Genomic DNA, 18,030 nt, shown 5'->3' on the forward strand with positions numbered 1-18,030 from the left:
GAAAACGAATAACGATAAGGAGGAAAACATTCCGTGCTGACCCTGTTACATCTGCTCTCTGCAGTCGCTCTGCTCGTCTGGGGCACCCATATCGTCCGTACCGGCGTGATGCGCGTCTTTGGCGCGCGCTTACGTACCGTTCTCAGCAGCAGCGTTGAGAAGAAGCCGCTCGCCTTCTGCGCGGGTATTGGCGTAACGGCACTGGTTCAGAGCAGTAACGCCACGACCCTGCTTGTCACCTCCTTTGTGGCGCAGGATTTGGTGGCGCTGGCCCCGGCGCTGGTGATCGTCCTGGGGGCCGACGTGGGTACCGCGCTGATGGCGCGCATTCTGACCTTCGATCTTTCCTGGTTGTCGCCGCTGCTGATTTTTCTCGGCGTCATTTTCTTCCTCGGCCGCAAACAGACTCGCGCCGGGCAGCTCGGGCGCGTAGGGATTGGCCTCGGGCTGATCCTGCTGGCGCTGGAGCTGATTGTGCAGGCGGTCACGCCGATCACCCAGGCCAACGGCGTGCAGGTCATCTTCGCCTCCCTGACCGGGGATATCATGCTTGACGCGCTCATTGGCGCGGTGTTTGCCATCGTCAGCTACTCCAGCCTGGCGGCGGTCCTTCTGACGGCGACCTTAACTGCCGCAGGGGCGATCTCCTTCCCGGTGGCGCTGTGCCTGGTGATCGGGGCTAACCTCGGCTCGGGCCTGCTGGCGATGCTCAATAACAGCGCGGCCAACGCTGCTGCCCGCCGTGTGGCCCTCGGCAGCCTGCTGTTTAAGCTGGTGGGCAGCCTGATTATCCTGCCCTTTATCCACCCGCTGGCGAACCTGATGGACAACCTCGCGCTACCGAAGGCGGAGCTGGTGATCTACTTCCACGTCTTCTACAACCTGGCGCGCTGCCTGGCGATGGTACCTTTTGCTGGGCCGATGGCCCGCTTCTGCGAACGACTCATTCAGGACGAACCGGAGCTGGATGCGCGCCTGAAACCGAAGCACCTGGATACGTCCGCGCTGGATACCCCGGCGCTGGCGCTGGCGAATGCCGCGCGCGAGACGCTGCGCATGGGCGACGCAATGGAAACCATGCTCGAAGGCCTGCAAAAGGTGATGCACGGCGAGCCGCGTGAAGAGAAAGAGCTGCGCAGATTAGCGGACGACATCAACGTGCTCTATACCGCCATCAAGCTTTACCTGGCGCGTATGCCGCAGGACGAGCTGGCGGAAGAGGAGTCCCGCCGCTGGGCGGAAATAATTGAGATGTCGCTTAACCTTGAGCAGGCTTCGGATATCGTTGAGCGTATGGGAAGCGAGATCGCTGATAAATCCCTTGCCGCGCGCCGGGCGTTTTCAGGTGAGGGCCTTAAGGAGCTGGAAGCACTGCACGAACAGCTGGTCAGCAACCTGAAGCTGGCGATGTCGGTGTTCTTCTCAAGCGACGTGCCGAGCGCCCGCCGCCTGCGCCGTAACAAGCACCGTTTCCGCATCCTCAACCGCCGCTACTCGCACGCTCACGTCGAGCGTCTGCACCAGCAGAACGTGCAGAGTATCGAAACCAGCTCCCTGCACCTGGGGCTGCTGGGGGACATGAAGCGTCTCAACTCGTTGTTCTGCGCGGTGGCGTACAGCGTGATGGAACAGCCGGATGAAGACGACGAGCGGGATGAGTATTAATCTCTGAAAGCGCCTCGCAAAAGCGTTTTGCGAGGCGTGACAACTTATAAAGCGCCATTTACTCTTCAGACCTTACATTTTTAAGGGAATAGAAAATGCTCGTTTATTACGCTACACTTCGCCAATTCATGCGCATTCTGATGGGGGTTCTCATGCGCACTACTCATGGCATCAAAAAATCAGTCAATGTGTCGTTAGCGCCAGAAATCCTGGAAGAGGCGAGACGGCTTAAACTTAATCTCTCTGCCGTGCTCACGGCTGCACTGCAGGAGCAGTTTCGTGCGCATCAGCGCGCAGAGTGGTTAGCTGAAAATAAAGCTTCTATCGAGGCCATTAACCAATGGGTTGAGGAAAACGGCTCCTTTAGTGACTTTCAGAGGTCGTTCTGATGGAGCAATATTTTGCTTATGAGAATGAAGGTAAGGGGAAAACTGCCTATCCCTGGCTAATCAATATGCAGCATCCCGTGGCCAATGTGATGAAACATGTCCTGGTTGCTCCCGCAGTTGAGCTTAGCCACCTGGGAGGCATTCAGCCGCCTGCGAAAGTGTGCCCTGTCGTTGAGATAGCGGGTAAGCCTTGCGTGGTCATGATGCACATGATGGCAGGCATATCGCCAAAAGAGTTAGGCGAGCGTGTCGCCGATCTTACGCAAAACCGGGCTTCACTGCGGGATGCACTCGATTTTTTGATCAACGGTTACTAACACTTTTTTGTCAGCCGCAAGGTAAGGTATATTTCGCCCTTCACAGGAGAAACTATGCTGCCAACTCAATCAACCCGATTAAACAAATACATTAGCGAGAGCGGGATCTGCTCACGTCGCGAGGCTGACCGTTACATTGAACAAGGTAACGTGTTTCTTAACGGCAAACGCGCCACCATCGGCGATCAGGTGGCCCCTGGCGATGTGGTTAAAGTGAATGGTCAGGTCATCGAACCGCGTGATGCTGAAGACCTGTTGTTTATCGCGTTGAACAAACCGGTTGGCATTGTCAGCACCACGGAAGACGGTGAGCGGGACAACATTGTTGATTTCGTGAACCACAGCAGCCGTATCTTCCCGATTGGCCGTCTGGATAAAGACTCTCAGGGGCTGATTTTCCTCACCAACCACGGCGATCTGGTCAACAAAATTCTGCGTGCCGGTAACGACCACGAGAAAGAGTACATTGTGACGGTGAACAAGCCGGTCACGGACGAATTTATTCGTGGCATGGGTGCCGGAGTGCCTATCCTCGGTACCGTCACGAAAAAGTGTAAGGTGAAGAAAGAAGCACCGTTCGCGTTCCGCATTACGCTGGTGCAGGGCTTAAACCGCCAGATCCGCCGCATGTGCGAACACTTCGGTTATGACGTGACGAAGCTGGAACGCACCCGCATCATGAACGTCAGCCTGTCGGGCATTCCCCTCGGCGAGTGGCGTGATTTAACCGATGACGAGCTGATTGAGCTGTTCAAGCTTATCGAGGACTCCTCGTCCGAAGCGAAGCCGAAGGCCAAAGCCAAACCGAAAACCCAGGCGATTAAGCGCCCGGTCGTGAAGGCACCGCAGGCGGAAGAGAAAGGGCGAGGCAAGCCGGGCAACGGAAAGCGCTTTACCCAGCCGGGGCGTAAAAAGAAAGGGCGCTGATTAGCGCCTTCCACGGGTTGATGTGGTGGCGGACCAGGAGAAGGTCGCCTCTGCATCGGGTTTATAAGCCTGCTCTTTTTTCAGCTTGCGGGCTTTTTTCGCCGCGGCGTCACGCTGCGCAATCAGCTTATCGATGTACTCTTTTTTCACCTGATTGGTTTCGGCGTTCGTCAGCGTGCGGCCATGTGCGATACGGGCGCGGTCGAGAAGCGTTTTCAGTTCGCGCTGCTCGGCTTCCGTCATGTCTTTCTGGGTCAAACGTGGTGTAGCCATTGCTGAAGCCTCCTGATGGGGAGGCTTCAGTGTAAAGCAAGCCGCGTAAATTAACCCTGCTTCACCGCATCTTTTTTCGTTTGTTCATCAATCGGTTTGCCGGACCAGTAGCCTGCCAGCAGCGAGCCGGAGAGGTTATGCCAGACGGAGAACAGCGCGCCAGGCAGGGCCGCCAGCGGGGAGAAGTAAATTTTACCGAGCGCCGCCGCCAGGCCGGAGTTCTGCATACCTACCTCGATTGCCAGCGTGCGGCAGGTCGATTCGTCAAAACCAAACAGCTTCCCGCCCCAGTAGCCGCCCAGTAGGCCAATAGTGTTATGCAGCACCACGGCGATGATCACCACAAAGCCCACGGAGGCAATGTGCGATGCGGAACCTGCCACCACGGCGCTGATGATCGCCAGAATGCAGACCATTGAAAACGCAGGCAGGTACGGCTCAACGGCTTTCACCACGCGCGGGAAAAGATGGTGAATGACCAGCCCCAGCGCAATCGGGATCACCACAATCTGCAGAATGCTGAGCAGCATGCCCGTCACGTCCACCTGAATATGCGCGTCCACGTACAGGCGGGTTAACAGCGGCGTGGCAATCACGCCCACCAGCGTGGAAACGGAGGAAATGGTGACGGACAGCGCCACATCCCCTTTTGCCAGGTAGATCATGACGTTAGACGCCGTGCCGCTGGCCACGCTGCCTACCAGCACCATCCCGGCGGAGAGATCGGGCGGCATCTTAAAGGCCATCGCCAGTAGCCACGCCGCAAGCGGCATCACCAGGTAGTGCAGGAAGATCCCCGCTGCGACGGGCGCAGGGCGAGACAGCACGCGTTTGAAGTCGTCGATTTTCAGATGCACGCCCATACCGAACATGATCAGCATCAGCAGCGTGGCGACCCACGGACCAATGCCCGTGAAGGTGGCGGGGGTGTAATACGCGAGTACGGAGAGCAGCAGCGCCCATAACGGGAACAGCCGTGTGATGACGGATAACATATTGAATTCCTTGCGATGAATGTTGCGTGTGTTTGTTATAAAAAGCCGGGTTCGAGCCCAGCTATAGTTATTGTTTATCGCGTAAGGAAATAATATTCAAATGAATTATGACTGGATGCTTTCCCAGCTCAGGCTAAAGCGAGCGAGATATTTGCGCAGTCGGTCGGCGTCGTTAGGATTGGATTTTTTGAGCCGCGAAACGGCAAACAGCTCTCGACCGGCCTCAGACAAAGATGCGCTGCGGCGACACACCTCCAGCACCGTTTCCAGTTGCCGTTGGTCAAAGAGGTCAATACCCAGATCAGCTGCAGGCGGTGGCGCGTCAGTTTGCCAGTCGGTCTGAAGTCGGGAAATCTCCTCCAGCACTAGATCCTGAGTAATACGTCCTTGTTCTGCCAGCGTCGCCATGCGTGCGACGCTGGCGCTCAGCTCACGAAAATTGCCGCGCCACAGTGCCCTGGTGGAACAGGCAAATGCCAGATAGCATTCGCGCGCCTCTTTATCGAAGCGGATTTGCGTCTGGCTTTCGCGGGAGAAACGTTGAAGTTCGTAGTCGACATTAGGCGTGATGTCCTCTTTCCGTTGTGCAAGTCCGGGCAAGGTAAAACTCCACATATTAATACGGGCATAGAGATCTTCACGAAAACGTCCCTCGGCCACCCACTGGCGCATATCACGGTGGGTTCCGGCGATAAGCTGAAAATCGCTGTGAACTTCTTTGTCGGAGCCAAACGGGAAAAAAGTTTTCTCTTCAATGGCTTTGAGTAGCATGGCCTGTTCATCCAGGCCTAGTTCGGCGATCTCGTCGAGGAACAGGACGCCGCCATCGGCTTCACGCAGCAGGCCGCTGCGTGCCGACAGTGCGCCGGTAAAGGCCCCTTTCACATGGCCGAACAGCGTGGACATGGCGTTATCACCGCGCAGGGTCGCGCAATTGACGGATACCAATTTGCCGGAAACCTGATGGCGTGACTGCTTAAGTTGATAGATGCGGTTCGCGAGGAACGACTTGCCCGCGCCAGTGGGACCGGTCAGCAGGATTGGTGCTGTGGAGCGTAGTGCCACGCGTTCAATCTTATCGATAAGACTGTTAAAAGTGGCGTTTCGCGTATCAATGCCCGCTTTCAGAAATGAGATTGACTGCTGCTGCTCGCGCTGAAAACGGTTGGTGAGAGTCGTGTAGCGGCTTAAATCCAGATCGATAATGGAGTAAGTTCCGGCTGCGATCTCCTCAGCTGAGGCTTCTTTTCCGGCTGGACCGGTTTGCAAAAGGCTGGCGGGAAGATAGCGAGCTTCCGTCAGCAGGAACCAGCAGATCTGCGCTACATGCGTGCCGGTGGTTATGTGGACGAAATACTCTTCGTGCTCGGTATCAAAAGCGTACTGGGTGGCAAAATCGAGAAATGCGGCGTAAACCTCTTCGAAATCCCACGGATCTTCAATGATTACTTCGCTGGGCCACACCTCGGTATGGGGGGAAACCAGCGCAATATCTTGCGCCAGTTGCTGGGCCATGCCGAGGTCTCGCGGTTGATGAAGCAACTCCAGCCTGTCAACCGGGAAATCCGGCTGTTGGCATAGGCCAACGGTTGGACGCCATTTGCGAAAGCGATTAGCCCGTTTTCCCCGCTTATCCATCACGGTGCCAATCACCCCAATCACTACCCGTCGCTTTTTCATATTTATACATAAAGATAATTATTGATATTTAAGGATAAAAAACGCTGAGCCGAATGGCAATGGAAGAAAATAACGACCAATGAAAATCCATTAATAATCAATGTAATAAAAAAATAGAACGATGATTTTTGTTTTTGGCACGCTTCTGGCAATACAGATAACGTCACGAAGTTGAGCACACTGGGGGTTAAGGCCCCGTCGGCGCACCAGGAACGGCAAGGCTGTTTTCCGGGGGCGTTCCGTCAACCAATGACACACAGAAGGGTTCGATTCCCGATTCATTCTCCCAATGAAAACTCGTTGTAAACATCAAGGTAAAAACGGGGTATTGCGCAGTCAGCAATACCAACGAAGGCCGCCGGTAACGGTGCCGGACCGCAGGCGAAAAGGCATTCCCCTGTGATTTCGTGCCTGCACCCGCGCCTGACTTTAAGGAATATAAAATGGCTAAAAAAATCACGATAAAAAAAGGTCAGTTAGGACTGGTAGCAAAAGCCGGCGATTATTACCGGGTTCTGGAGGCGGGCGTACACCGTCTGGGGTGGTTAAACACCCCAGACGTGCTGGTAGTGAACCAGGACGGCAGCGAGGTGCCAGAAGCGCTGGCGGATTATTTGCGCCGCTTTCAGCCTGACTGGGTGGCTCGCTACTGCCTGGCGGTTGATCTTACTGCGGATGAAATAGGGGTGTTATCGAACAACGGTGTATTGCAGGAGATTGTGCCGCCTTCTACACGTCGGCTGTTCTGGCAGCAGGATGCAGCGTTAACCCTGCAAAGAATCGATACCCGCGACGTGCGGGTGCCTGTCGACGTGATGAATGCTGCTCTGCAACCGCGTCGTAATGGGGCGGTAAAGGGACGCGACGCGATCCTGGTGGTACAGATACCTGCATGGCACGTCGGGGTGCTGAAAATCGACGGAGAAATCCAGTCACTATTACCGCCGGGCCTGACGGCATACTGGAAAATTAACCATCTCGTAGAGGCGGAGGTAGTGGATACGCGCCTTCAGGTGGTGGAAGTGAGCGGGCAGGAGATCCTGACGAAGGACAAAGTTAACCTGCGTCTGAACCTGGCGGCAAACTGGCGCTACAGCGATGTGCTGCAAGCCTGCGGGCAGCTTACGAAACCGCTGGAACATTTGTACCGCGAACTCCAGTTCGCACTGCGCGAGGCAGTCGGCACCCGCACTCTCGATGAGTTACTCGAAGATAAGCAGATCATTGATGAAGTGGTCAGCAAACAGGTGCAAGGCCGCCTGTCACCCTTTGGTATGGAAGTTGCGTCGCTTGGGGTGAAAGACATTGTTTTACCGGGTGATATGAAAACGATTTTATCCCGTCTGGTTGAGGCTGAAAAATCGGCCCAAGCGAATGTTATTCGCCGTCGTGAAGAAACGGCTGCGACACGCTCGCTGTTAAACACCGCAAAGGTGATGGAGAACAACCCGGTAGCGCTGCGTTTAAAAGAGATGGAAACCCTGGAAAGGGTTGCGGAACGTATCGACAAAATTTCGGTATTTGGTGGCCTGGACCAGGTATTACATGGCCTTGTTAACCTGAAAGGATAACGTAATGCAGCAAAACGATTTTGAATTACTGACGGCGTCAAACGGCGCACCGATCAAAATGTGGACTCACGGCGTTCCCGTGGAGCCAGAGGCGCAGGCTCAATTACTGAATACCGCAAAGATGCCGTTTATTTTCAAACACCTTGCGGTGATGCCCGACGTACATCTCGGTAAAGGCTCTACCATTGGCAGCGTTATCCCGACCAAAGGGGCAATTATTCCTGCGGCGGTTGGCGTGGATATTGGCTGCGGGATGATTGCCGTTCGCACATCGCTAGTGGCAGGTGATTTGCCGGATAATCTCCGCGTTTTACGTAGCGCCATTGAACAGGCAGTGCCGCATGGCCGAACCAATACCCGTTCTCGGCGGGATAAAGGGGCTTGGGAAACGCCACCGAAAGAGGTGGATGACCGTTGGTCACTGCTGGTCCCTCGTTTTAAACGGCTGACCGATAAATATCCGCAGTTGCTGAAAACTAATAACTATCAGCATCTGGGCACGCTGGGAACCGGAAACCACTTTATCGAAATTTGTCTCGATGAGCAGCAGCGCGTCTGGGTGATGTTACACAGTGGTTCGCGCGGTGTAGGAAACGCCATCGGTAATGTGTTTATCGCCCTGGCACAGCAGGATATGCAGCAACACCTGGGGAATCTACCGGATAAAAATCTGGCCTATTTTCAGGAAGGGAGCCGCCATTATGATGACTATATCGAGGCGGTGGAGTGGGCGCAGGATTTTGCCCGCCACAACCGGGAAGTGATGATGGCGCGTGTGCTGGCGGCGCTCTCTCGTGAAGTGACTAAACCCTTTATTACGCAGCAGGAGGCGGTTAACTGCCATCACAACTATGTGCAAAAAGAGCATCACTTTGGTGAAGAGGTACTGATCACACGCAAAGGAGCGGTGTCGGCGCAGAAAGGGCAGATGGGGATCATACCGGGCTCAATGGGAGCAAAGAGCTTCATCGTACGTGGTCTTGGCAACAAGCAAAGCTTCTGTTCCTGTAGCCACGGCGCTGGGCGTGTGATGAGCCGAACGGCGGCAAAAAAACACTATACCCTTAGCGACCATATTCAGGCGACCTCGCACGTAGAGTGTCGCAAAGACAATGAGGTTATCGATGAAACGCCGATGGCCTATAAAAACATCGAGGCAGTGATGGCGGCACAATCGTCGCTGGTGGAGATCGTTCACACCCTGCGTCAGGTAGTATGTGTAAAAGGATAAAAAATGAACATGAACGATGTTGATAGTGCGATGCGTGAACGCGTACGCGGGCAACTTCACGATATAGAGCAGCGCTATAACGTGCGCGTGCTCTACGCCTGTGAATCAGGCAGTAGGGGATGGGGTTTTGCCTCACCGGATAGCGATTATGATGTGCGGTTTTTGTACGTTCATCGTCCTGAATGGTATCTGCGCGTCGAGCCCCAGCGGGATGTGATCGAGCTGCCGATAGATGATGAACTGGACGTATGTGGCTGGGAGTGGCGCAAGGCACTGGGCCTGTTGAAAGGTGCAAACCCGACGCTAATCGAGTGGCTGGACTCTCCTGTTGTCTATCAGGAAGATGAAACGGTGCTGGCCGAACTGCGTGCTCTGATACCCGCGTGTTTCTCGCCATTGCGCGCCCGCTGGCATTACTTCTCCATGGCCCGGAAAAACTTCCGTGCCTATTTACAGGGGGAAACGGTTCGGCTGAAAAAGTATTTTTATGTCCTGCGCCCTTTGCTGGCGGCTCAGTGGGTAGAAGCTGGGAAGGGCGTTCCACCGATGCGTTTTGCCGAACTACTTGCCGGGAGCGAACTGAGTGCGACGTTACGTGCGGAAATCGATGCATTACTGGAAATAAAACAGCGCGCAGGTGAAGCGGAATATGGTCCTAAACGGCCCTTACTCCATGCTTTTTTGAAAAGTGAGCTAGCGAGAGGAGAAGTTCCGCCGTTACTACCCGACAGCAGTGAAGGAAATTTAAAAGATCTGGATTCGCTGCTGATGAGAACAGTAATGAGAAGCTAAAGCATGGCCCGGTCGTGAAAACGCCCGGGCCATGCTTGCGTTTATTCAAACAAATTCTGATGAAGTTTCTGCACGACCTGCTCGGCCTGATCGGCAGGCACCAGGAAGCAGAGGTTATAGCTGGATGCCCCGTAGCAGATCATGCGGATGCTGAACGGGTCGAGCACGCCGAACACCTCTTTACCCACGCCGCAGGCGCGCGACAGCTTGTTGCCAATGATGGCAACCAGCGCCAGGTCTTCTTCCACTTCCACGCGGCACAGCTCAGACAGCTCAATCAGCAGAGACTGCGTCAGCAGCGTGTCGCCGGTGGAGGTAGAACCGGTGGTGTCCAGCGTCAGCGCAATGCTCACTTCAGAGGTGGTGATCAGATCCACCGAGATATTGTGGCGCGCCAGAATGCCAAATACTTCCGCCAGGAAACCGCGAGAATGCAGCATATTGTGGCTATGGAGCGTCACCAGCGTCTGGCGACGGCGCAGGGCCAGGGCGCGGAACAGCGGTGGGTTTTCCGTTTTCTTGCAGACCAGCGTCCCGCCCGCTTTCGGATCTTTACTGGAGCCGACGAAGACAGGAATATCGCTGCGTACGGCTGGCAGCAGCGTTGCCGGGTGCAGCACTTTCGCGCCGAAGGTGGCCATTTCAGCTGCTTCTTCAAAGGCGATCACATCAATACGTTTAGCTGCAGAAACGACGCGCGGGTCGGTGGTGTAAATGCCCGGAACGTCCGTCCAGATATCCACGCGCGTTGCATGCAGAGCTTCGCCCAGCAGCGCGGCGGTGTAGTCGCTGCCACCGCGGCCAAGCGTGGTGGTGCGGCCTTTCGCTTCACTGCCGATAAAGCCCTGGGTGATCACGATACCGTCAGCCAGGCGTGGTGCCAGCTGCTGATTGGTCAGCTCCGCCAGCGCCTCAACGTCCGGCTCGGCACGACCAAAGCGATCGCTGGTACGCATCACTTTACGCACGTCAAACCATTGAGCCTGAATGTTACGCTCGCGCATGATTTCCACAAACAGCAGGGTGGACATCAGCTCGCCATGGCTGACCAGTTCGTCGGTCAGGGCTGTGGAGGTCGCCAGAGAGGCGGCTTCTGCCAGGGTGGTAATATTTTCGAGCAGACGTTCCACTTCCTCGCGGATGACGTTCGGGTTCTGCAGACGCTCAAGAATGTCGAACTGAATTTTGCGCAGTGCATCCAGCTTCACGAAACGTTCTGTCGCTTCTAGTCCTTCAGACAGAGAAACCAGCAGGTTCGTCACGCCAGCGGATGCAGAAAGCACCACCAGGCGGGTATTCGGATCGGCCAGCACCACATCGGCGCTGCGGTTCATGGCATCGTAATCGGCCACACTGGTGCCGCCAAACTTGGCGACCACAAAACTCGTCATAACAACCTCGTGTCAGGGAATGAATAAGCGACCTTGGCACAAGAGTGAAACGAAAACAGGTGCAGGCGCAAAATACGGCCCTATAAATAAAATGCGGGGGAGGTCCTGTCAATGCTGGGATTATGCGGATTTTTTATGGGGGGGTACCCCTGAGAAACAGGACTTATAACAGAGCCAGATTTTATGCTCCGTTTTAGGGCATTTTGGCCGACATTTCGCCGCCCCGAGAGGGCACCTCAGCAGCTATACTTTTCGGGTCTTTTCACCTGCGTTTGATGCAGGCCAGGGCAATGGCATAAAAACCATCACAATTTTTATTTGCAGGCGCTACAATCGACCGCAGTCACAATTCTCAAATCAGAAGAGTATTGCTAATGAAAAACATCAACCCAACGCAGACCGCTGCCTGGCAGGCACTCCAGAAACATTTTGATGAAATGAAAGACGTCACCATCGCGGATCTGTTCGCGAAAGATGCCGATCGTTTCAAAAAGTTCTCCGCGACCTTCGACGACCTGATGCTGGTGGATTTCTCCAAAAACCGCATTACCGAAGAGACGCTGGCAAAACTGCAGGATCTGGCGAAAGAGACTGAGCTGGCCGACGCCATCAAATCCATGTTCTCCGGTGAGAAGATTAACCGTACCGAAGACCGTGCCGTGCTTCACGTGGCCCTGCGTAACCGTAGCAATACGCCAATCATCGTTGACGGCAAAGACGTCATGCCGGAAGTGAACGCGGTGCTGGAAAAGATGAAAGCCTTCTCCGAAGCGATCATCTCCGGTAGCTGGAAAGGCTACACCGGCAAAGCGATCACCGACGTGGTTAACATCGGTATCGGCGGCTCTGACCTCGGTCCGTTCATGGTGACCGAAGCGCTGCGCCCGTATAAAAACCACCTCAATATGCACTTTGTGTCTAACGTCGATGGTACCCACATCGCCGAAGTGCTGAAGAACGTGAACCCGGAAACCACCCTGTTTCTGGTTGCCTCCAAAACCTTCACCACTCAGGAAACCATGACCAACGCCCACAGCGCGCGCGACTGGTTCCTGAAAACCGCGGGCGACAACAAGCACGTGGCGAAACACTTCGCGGCGCTGTCTACCAACGGTAAAGCGGTCAGCGAGTTCGGCATTGATACCGCGAACATGTTCGAGTTCTGGGACTGGGTTGGCGGCCGCTACTCTCTGTGGTCCGCGATCGGTCTGTCCATCATCCTGTCCGTGGGCTTCGACAACTTCGTTGAGCTGCTCTCCGGCGCGCACGCGATGGATAAACACTTCTCCACGACCGCACCAGAGAAAAACCTGCCGGTGCTGCTGGCGCTGATCGGTATCTGGTACAACAACTTCTTCGGCGCTGAAACCGAAGCGATCCTGCCATACGACCAGTATATGCACCGCTTTGCGGCCTACTTCCAGCAGGGCAACATGGAGTCCAACGGTAAATACGTTGACCGTAACGGCAACGCGGTGGATTACCAGACTGGCCCAATCATCTGGGGCGAGCCGGGCACCAACGGTCAGCATGCCTTCTACCAGTTGATTCACCAGGGCACCAAAATGGTACCGTGCGATTTCATCGCCCCGGCTATCACCCATAACCCGCTGTCCGACCACCATCCGAAGCTGCTGTCGAACTTCTTTGCGCAGACCGAAGCGCTGGCGTTCGGTAAATCCCGCGAGGTAGTTGAGCAGGAATACCGTGACCAGGGTAAAGATCCGGCAACTCTGGACCACGTTGTGCCGTTCAAAGTGTTCGAAGGCAACCGTCCAACCAACTCCATCCTGCTGCGTGAAATCACGCCGTTCAGCCTGGGTGCGCTGATTGCCCTGTACGAGCACAAGATCTTCACGCAGGGCGCCATCCTGAACATCTTTACCTTTGACCAGTGGGGCGTTGAGCTGGGCAAACAGCTGGCAAACCGTATTCTGCCAGAGCTGGGTGACGATAAAGCGATTGCCAGCCATGACAGCTCGACAAATGGTTTGATCAACCGTTATAAAGCATGGCGTGCGTAATTAAAACGTCATGAAAACGTGCCGGCTTAATGCCGGCATTTTTTTATCGGATAATTCCTGATGTCTGTTAGTTAACTCAAACTCTGGATCTGAGTTTAATCCGAAAAAGACGCTTAACCCGTTAATTGCTGCGGTTTATTTTAAGAAAATACGCAGTAGCCCATTAATATTTTTATATTATAACTTCTTGATTTTTATATATTATATATTTCTGTTATTTGTCTTTCATTTCGATTTTAACCATTAGTCCGAAAACCCTCTCCCTATTTCCCCTTACGGCAAACCCACGGCAGTAGTTGTGTATACTCGATTCCGCCTGAAATTCTTTTCGGGCAAATCTCCATTCATTCATTGAAGGGAAATTGTTATGAAGAAAGTACTGTATGGCATTTTTGCCATATCTGCGCTTGCGGCGACATCTGTTTATGCAGCTCCGGTTCAGGTCGGGGAAGCGGCAGGTTCGGCTGCGACGTCTGCGTCTGCGGGAAGTTCTACCGCAGCCAGCGCCAGCACCGTAAGTTCAGCCGTGGGTGTCGCGCTGGCGGCAACCGGTGGCGGTGATGGCTCCAATACCGGAACCACGACCACCACGACAACCAGCACCCAGTAATAGCGGGTGTTTTAATCATAACCACACTTCGGTGTGGTTATTTCGCCCCTTCGGAGAAGAGTCGTGAAGCGACCTGCAATCATTCTGATTTGCCTGCTGCTGCAGGCGTGCTCGGCCACCACTAAAGGGCTGGGAAACTCACTGTGGGAAAGTATGTTCGGCACACCGGGCGTACATCTGACCGATGACGAACTTCAAAACATGCCCTATGCCAGTCAGTACATGCAGCTTAACGATGGCCCGCAGCTGTTTGTGGTGCTCGCTTTCGATGAAAACGGGCAGCAGAAATGGGTGACGCAGGATCAGGCCACCATCGTGACGCAGCATGGCCGTATCGTGAAAACCCTGTTGGGCGGCGACAACCTGCTGGAAGTGAATAATATCGCTGCCGATCCGCTGATCGAGCCGAGCCAGATCGCCGACGGCGCAAGCTGGACGCGCACGATGGGCTGGACCGAACATAAGCAGGTGCGTTACGCCACGGCACGCTCGACCTTCCGCTGGGACGGCATGGACAACGTGAAAGTCGGCAGCGACGAAACCCATGTTCGCGTGCTGGATGAAGAAGTCACCACCGACCAGGCCACCTGGCACAACCGCTTCTGGATCGACGAGGAAGGGCAGATCCGCCAGTCCCTGCAGTATCTCGGTGCCGGATTCTTCCCGGTGAAAACCACCCTGATCAAGGCGGCGAAATCATGAAAACGCTCATCCACGTTGCGCTTCTCGCCAGCCTTGCCGCGCCGCTGGCATGGTCCGCAGGGACGGTAAATGTCTACACGCCGGACAGTGAAAAACCCAAAACCTTAACCCACGCCGAGCATCTGCTCGATCTCGTCGGACAGCCAAGGCTCGCCAACAGCTGGTGGCCAGGCGCGGTCATCGCTGAACGGCAGAAGACCGCTGAAGCGGAACAACAGCACAAGGCGCTCCTTGCCAGGCTGACGGGGTTAGCGGAGCAGGAAGATGGCGACGACGCGGCGGCCATTAACAGCGTTCGCCAGCAGCTGCAGGCGCTGAAGGTGACGGGCCGTCAGATAGTGAATCTTGATCCAGATGAAGTGCGCGTCACGGAAAAGGGCAACCCCACGCTTGAAGGGGAGTATACGCTCTGGCTGCCGGTGAAGCCGACGACGGTGACCGTGATGGGGCTTATCAGCAGCCCGGGTAAAAAGCCCTTTACGCCCGGCCGTGACGTGGTGAGCTACCTCGACGAGCAGAGCCTGCTGAACGGTGCCGATAACAGCTACGCCTGGGTGGTTTACCCTGACGGGCACACACAAAAAGCCCCCGTTGCTTACTGGAATAAACGGCATATCGAACCTATGCCGGGCAGCATCATTTTTGTCGGTTTTGCCGACCATTTCTGGACGAAGGCGTATGACGGGCTTAACGCCGATATCCTTCACTCCCTGATTCAGCGGATACCGGAATAATGAAAAGAACCTATCTCTACAGCATGCTGGCGCTCTGCGTGAGTGCTGCCTGCCATGCAGAAACGTATCCGGCACCCATTGGCCCGTCTCAGTCAGACTTCGGCGGCGTCGGTTTACTGCAAACCCCCACCGCGCGTATGGCGCGCGAAGGGGAAATTAGCCTTAACTACCGTGATAACGACCAGTATCGCTACTACTCGGCGTCGGTGCAGCTGTTCCCGTGGCTTGAAACCACGCTGCGCTATACCGACGTGCGGACGAAACAATACAGCAGCGTCGAGGCGTTCTCAGGCGATCAGACCTATAAAGATAAAGCCTTCGACGTCAAGCTGCGCCTGTGGGAAGAGAGTTACTGGATGCCGCAGGTGTCCGTGGGCGCCAAAGATATCGGTGGTACCGGTCTGTTTGATGCGGAATACATCGTAGCCAGCAAAGCCTGGGGCCCGTTCGACTTCTCGCTTGGCCTGGGGTGGGGCTATCTCGGCACCAGCGGTAACGTGAAAAACCCGTTCTGTTCCTACAGCGATAAATACTGCTACCGCGATAACAGCTACAAAAAAGCCGGTTCCATCAACGGTGACCAGATGTTCCACGGCCCCGCCTCGCTGTTTGGCGGTGTGGAGTATCAAACGCCCTGGCAGCCATTACGCCTGAAGCTGGAGTATGAAGGGAATGACTACTCGCAGGACTTCGCCGGGAAGATTGAGCAGAAGAGCAAGTTTAACGTCGGCGCCATTTATCGCGTCACCGACTGGGCCGACGTTAACCTCAGCTACGAGCGCGGCAATACGGTGATGTTTGGCTTTACGCTGCGCACCAACTTTAACGACATGCGGCCGCACTACAATGATAACGCGCGCCCTGCATACCAGCCGGAGCCGCAGGATGCGATTCTGCAGCACTCCGTGGTGGCAAACCAGCTGACGCTGCTGAAATACAATGCCGGTCTGGCGGATCCGAAGATTCAGACCAAGGGCGATACGCTTTACGTCACCGGCGAGCAGGTGAAATACCGCGACTCGCGCGAAGGGATCGAACGCGCCAACCGGATCGTTATGAACGATCTGCCGGAGGGGATCCGCACGATCCGCGTGACGGAGAACCGTCTCAACCTGCCGCAGGTCACAACCGAAACGGACGTTGCCAGCCTCAAGCGCCATCTTGAAGGCGAGCCGCTTGGGCATGAAACCGAGCTGGTGCAAAAACGCATCGAGCCCGTGGTGCCAGACACCACCGAGCAGGGTTGGTATATCGACAAATCGCGCTTCGATTTCCATATCGATCCGGTGCTGAACCAGTCCGTCGGCGGGCCTGAAAACTTCTATATGTATCAGTTGGGCGTGATGGCAACGGCAGATCTGTGGGTCACCGACCATCTGCTGACCACCGGCAGCCTGTTCGGCAACATCGCCAACAACTACGACAAGTTCAACTACACCAACCCGCCAAACGACTCACAGCTGCCGCGCGTGCGTACCCGCGTGCGTGAGTATGTGCAGAACAACGCTTACGTGAACAACCTGCAGGCCAACTACTTCCAGTACTTCGGCAACGGCTTCTACGGCCAGGTCTACGGCGGGTATCTGGAAACTATGTTCGGCGGTGCGGGGGCGGAAGTGCTTTATCGTCCTGTTGACAGCAACTGGGCGTTTGGGATTGACGCTAACTACGTCAAACAGCGTGACTGGCGCAGCGCGCAGGACATGATGAAGTTCACCGACTACAGCGTCAAAACGGGTCACCTGACCGCCTACTGGACGCCGTCGTTCGCGCAGGACGTGCTGGTGAAAGCCAGCGTCGGCCAGTACCTGGCGGGCGATAAGGGCGGTACGCTGGATATCTCCAAACACTTTGACAGCGGCGTCGTGGTGGGCGGCTATGCCACCATCACCAACGTCTCGCCGGACGAATACGGGGAAGGGGACTTCACCAAAGGGGTCTATGTGTCGATTCCGCTGGATCTGTTCTCGTCAGGACCAACCCGCAGCCGTGCGGCAGTGGGCTGGACGCCGCTGACGCGCGACGGCGGCCAGCAGCTTGGGCGTAAGTTCCAGCTGTATGACATGACGAGCGATAAGAACATTAACTTCCGCTGATGCTTCTTTGCCCGGTGGCGCTGCGCTTACCGGGCCTACGATAGGGTTTTTGTAGGCCGGGCAAACGCAGTGCCGCCCGGCAGGAATGCTCATGCGGACAAAACATAAACAAAAAATATAGATCCCCGTCACATTTTTGCGTTATACAGGAACCTCGCCCTGGAGAATGAGGTGCTGTATGACATCCCTGACTCGCCCGCGCGTTGAGTTTATCTCAACTATCCTCCAGACCGTGCTAAACCTCGGTCTGTTGAGCCTTGGCCTGATACTGGTCGTCTTTTTGGGTAAAGAGACGGTGCATCTGGCGGATGTACTGTTCGCCCCTGAACAAACCAGCAAATATGCGCTGGTGGAAGGCCTGGTGGTCTACTTTCTCTACTTTGAATTTATCGCCCTGATTGTAAAGTACTTTCAGTCCGGCTTTCACTTCCCGCTGCGTTATTTTGTCTACATAGGGATCACTGCGATAGTGCGGCTGATCATCGTCGATCATAAATCTCCGCTCGACGTCCTAATCTACTCGGCGGCGATCCTGCTGCTGGTGATCACCCTCTGGCTGTGCAACTCGAAGCGGCTGAAACGCGAATAAAAAAATGGCGGCCCGGAGGCCGCCTAACAACAGTCACAAGTTGG

General features: G+C 55.2%; 17 protein-coding genes. 13 read left to right on the plus strand and 4 right to left on the minus strand.

Going from position 1 to position 18,030, the window contains the following annotated elements:
• Nucleotides 1-33: 33 nt before the first annotated feature.
• From V1566_RS04085 to rluF, 4 genes are all read left to right on the plus strand, one after another.
• Nucleotides 34-1,665, plus strand: coding sequence for a Na/Pi cotransporter family protein (locus tag V1566_RS04085; protein ID WP_395305135.1), 1,632 nt, complete (start codon nt 34-36; stop codon nt 1,663-1,665).
• Between the two features lie 95 nt (nt 1,666-1,760).
• Nucleotides 1,761-2,054 (plus strand): type II toxin-antitoxin system CcdA family antitoxin, encoded by a 294-nt coding sequence (locus tag V1566_RS04090; RefSeq protein ID WP_395305136.1) that lies wholly within the window; start codon nt 1,761-1,763, stop codon nt 2,052-2,054.
• The gene (locus V1566_RS04095) at nt 2,054-2,371 is read left to right on the plus strand and encodes a CcdB family protein (RefSeq protein ID WP_029740630.1); all 318 of its coding nucleotides are present in this window, start codon (nt 2,054-2,056) and stop codon (nt 2,369-2,371) included. Before V1566_RS04090 ends, V1566_RS04095 begins: the two co-directional genes overlap by 1 nt.
• A 54-nt stretch (nt 2,372-2,425) precedes the next feature.
• A complete protein-coding gene (gene rluF / locus V1566_RS04100) occupies nt 2,426-3,298 on the plus strand; it encodes a 23S rRNA pseudouridine(2604) synthase RluF (RefSeq protein WP_395305137.1) in 873 nt (290 codons plus the stop codon).
• Here rluF and V1566_RS04105 read toward each other — a convergent pair whose 3' ends face one another.
• From V1566_RS04105 to rtcR, 3 genes are all read right to left on the minus strand, one after another.
• Nucleotides 3,299-3,571: a DUF3811 domain-containing protein gene (locus V1566_RS04105; RefSeq protein ID WP_395305138.1), complete on the minus strand. Its 273-nt coding sequence runs from the start codon at nt 3,569-3,571 to the stop codon at nt 3,299-3,301.
• Between the two features lie 50 nt (nt 3,572-3,621).
• Nucleotides 3,622-4,566, minus strand: coding sequence for a ketopantoate/pantoate/pantothenate transporter PanS (gene panS / locus V1566_RS04110; RefSeq protein WP_395305139.1), 945 nt, complete (start codon nt 4,564-4,566; stop codon nt 3,622-3,624).
• A gap of 105 nt (nt 4,567-4,671) precedes the next feature.
• Complete coding sequence (rtcR, locus tag V1566_RS04115; protein WP_395305140.1) at nt 4,672-6,246, minus strand: RNA repair transcriptional activator RtcR; 1,575 nt, start codon at nt 6,244-6,246, stop codon at nt 4,672-4,674.
• Between the two features lie 443 nt (nt 6,247-6,689).
• Here rtcR and V1566_RS04120 point away from each other — a divergent pair, with 443 nt between their 5' ends.
• Genes V1566_RS04120 through V1566_RS04130 form a run of 3 tightly spaced genes read left to right on the plus strand, consistent with a single transcriptional unit; the run spans nt 6,690 to nt 9,840 of the window.
• Entirely contained in the window at nt 6,690-7,817 is a 1,128-nt protein-coding gene (locus tag V1566_RS04120) for a slipin family protein (protein ID WP_395305141.1), read from the plus strand.
• 4 nt (nt 7,818-7,821) lie between these two features.
• A complete protein-coding gene (locus tag V1566_RS04125) occupies nt 7,822-9,048 on the plus strand; it encodes an RtcB family protein (protein WP_395305142.1) in 1,227 nt (408 codons plus the stop codon).
• Between the two features lie 3 nt (nt 9,049-9,051).
• Nucleotides 9,052-9,840 carry a DNA polymerase beta superfamily protein gene (locus tag V1566_RS04130; protein ID WP_395305143.1) on the plus strand — a complete coding sequence of 263 codons (789 nt, stop codon included), beginning with the start codon at nt 9,052-9,054 and terminating at the stop codon, nt 9,838-9,840.
• A gap of 41 nt (nt 9,841-9,881) precedes the next feature.
• Here the strand turns inward: V1566_RS04130 and lysC are convergent, their stop codons facing one another.
• Complete coding sequence (gene lysC / locus V1566_RS04135; RefSeq protein WP_023334126.1) at nt 9,882-11,231, minus strand: lysine-sensitive aspartokinase 3; 1,350 nt, start codon at nt 11,229-11,231, stop codon at nt 9,882-9,884.
• 374 nt (nt 11,232-11,605) lie between these two features.
• Between lysC and pgi the strand changes: the two genes are divergently transcribed.
• From pgi to psiE, 6 genes are all read left to right on the plus strand, one after another.
• Entirely contained in the window at nt 11,606-13,255 is a 1,650-nt protein-coding gene (gene pgi, locus V1566_RS04140) for a glucose-6-phosphate isomerase (RefSeq protein WP_395305144.1), read from the plus strand.
• Nucleotides 13,256-13,622: 367 nt separating this feature from the next.
• The gene (gene yjbE / locus V1566_RS04145; protein WP_008503423.1) at nt 13,623-13,865 is read left to right on the plus strand and encodes an exopolysaccharide production protein YjbE; all 243 of its coding nucleotides are present in this window, start codon (nt 13,623-13,625) and stop codon (nt 13,863-13,865) included.
• Between the two features lie 63 nt (nt 13,866-13,928).
• Nucleotides 13,929-14,567 (plus strand): YjbF family lipoprotein, encoded by a 639-nt coding sequence (locus V1566_RS04150; RefSeq protein WP_395305145.1) that lies wholly within the window; start codon nt 13,929-13,931, stop codon nt 14,565-14,567.
• Nucleotides 14,564-15,301 (plus strand): capsule biosynthesis GfcC D2 domain-containing protein, encoded by a 738-nt coding sequence (locus tag V1566_RS04155; RefSeq protein WP_395305146.1) that lies wholly within the window; start codon nt 14,564-14,566, stop codon nt 15,299-15,301. Before V1566_RS04150 ends, V1566_RS04155 begins: the two co-directional genes overlap by 4 nt.
• Nucleotides 15,301-17,397, plus strand: coding sequence for a YjbH domain-containing protein (locus V1566_RS04160; RefSeq protein ID WP_395305147.1), 2,097 nt, complete (start codon nt 15,301-15,303; stop codon nt 17,395-17,397). Before V1566_RS04155 ends, V1566_RS04160 begins: the two co-directional genes overlap by 1 nt.
• Nucleotides 17,398-17,575: 178 nt before the next feature.
• On the plus strand, nt 17,576-17,986 hold the full coding sequence (psiE, locus tag V1566_RS04165; RefSeq protein ID WP_000202963.1) for a phosphate-starvation-inducible protein PsiE: 411 nt from the start codon (nt 17,576-17,578) through the stop codon (nt 17,984-17,986).
• Nucleotides 17,987-18,030 lie beyond the last annotated feature (44 nt).

It is taken from the genome of Enterobacter sp. ECC-019 (genome assembly GCF_043974075.1).
In the GTDB taxonomy this organism is placed as follows: Bacteria; Pseudomonadota; Gammaproteobacteria; order Enterobacterales; family Enterobacteriaceae; genus Enterobacter; species Enterobacter asburiae_D.

Coding starts and splice junctions, on each gene's coding strand:
- V1566_RS04090 (WP_395305136.1), top strand. CDS start 1,761: ATGCTCGTTTATTACGCTACACTTCGCCAATTCATGCGCATTCTGATG.
- V1566_RS04095 (WP_029740630.1), top strand. CDS start 2,054: ATGGAGCAATATTTTGCTTATGAGAATGAAGGTAAGGGGAAAACTGCC.
- rluF (WP_395305137.1), top strand. CDS start 2,426: ATGCTGCCAACTCAATCAACCCGATTAAACAAATACATTAGCGAGAGC.
- V1566_RS04105 (WP_395305138.1), bottom strand. CDS start 3,571: ATGGCTACACCACGTTTGACCCAGAAAGACATGACGGAAGCCGAGCAG.
- panS (WP_395305139.1), bottom strand. CDS start 4,566: ATGTTATCCGTCATCACACGGCTGTTCCCGTTATGGGCGCTGCTGCTC.
- rtcR (WP_395305140.1), bottom strand. CDS start 6,246: ATGAAAAAGCGACGGGTAGTGATTGGGGTGATTGGCACCGTGATGGAT.
- V1566_RS04120 (WP_395305141.1), top strand. CDS start 6,690: ATGGCTAAAAAAATCACGATAAAAAAAGGTCAGTTAGGACTGGTAGCA.
- V1566_RS04125 (WP_395305142.1), top strand. CDS start 7,822: ATGCAGCAAAACGATTTTGAATTACTGACGGCGTCAAACGGCGCACCG.
- V1566_RS04130 (WP_395305143.1), top strand. CDS start 9,052: ATGAACATGAACGATGTTGATAGTGCGATGCGTGAACGCGTACGCGGG.
- lysC (WP_023334126.1), bottom strand. CDS start 11,231: ATGACGAGTTTTGTGGTCGCCAAGTTTGGCGGCACCAGTGTGGCCGAT.
- pgi (WP_395305144.1), top strand. CDS start 11,606: ATGAAAAACATCAACCCAACGCAGACCGCTGCCTGGCAGGCACTCCAG.
- yjbE (WP_008503423.1), top strand. CDS start 13,623: ATGAAGAAAGTACTGTATGGCATTTTTGCCATATCTGCGCTTGCGGCG.
- V1566_RS04155 (WP_395305146.1), top strand. CDS start 14,564: ATGAAAACGCTCATCCACGTTGCGCTTCTCGCCAGCCTTGCCGCGCCG.
- V1566_RS04160 (WP_395305147.1), top strand. CDS start 15,301: ATGAAAAGAACCTATCTCTACAGCATGCTGGCGCTCTGCGTGAGTGCT.
- psiE (WP_000202963.1), top strand. CDS start 17,576: ATGACATCCCTGACTCGCCCGCGCGTTGAGTTTATCTCAACTATCCTC.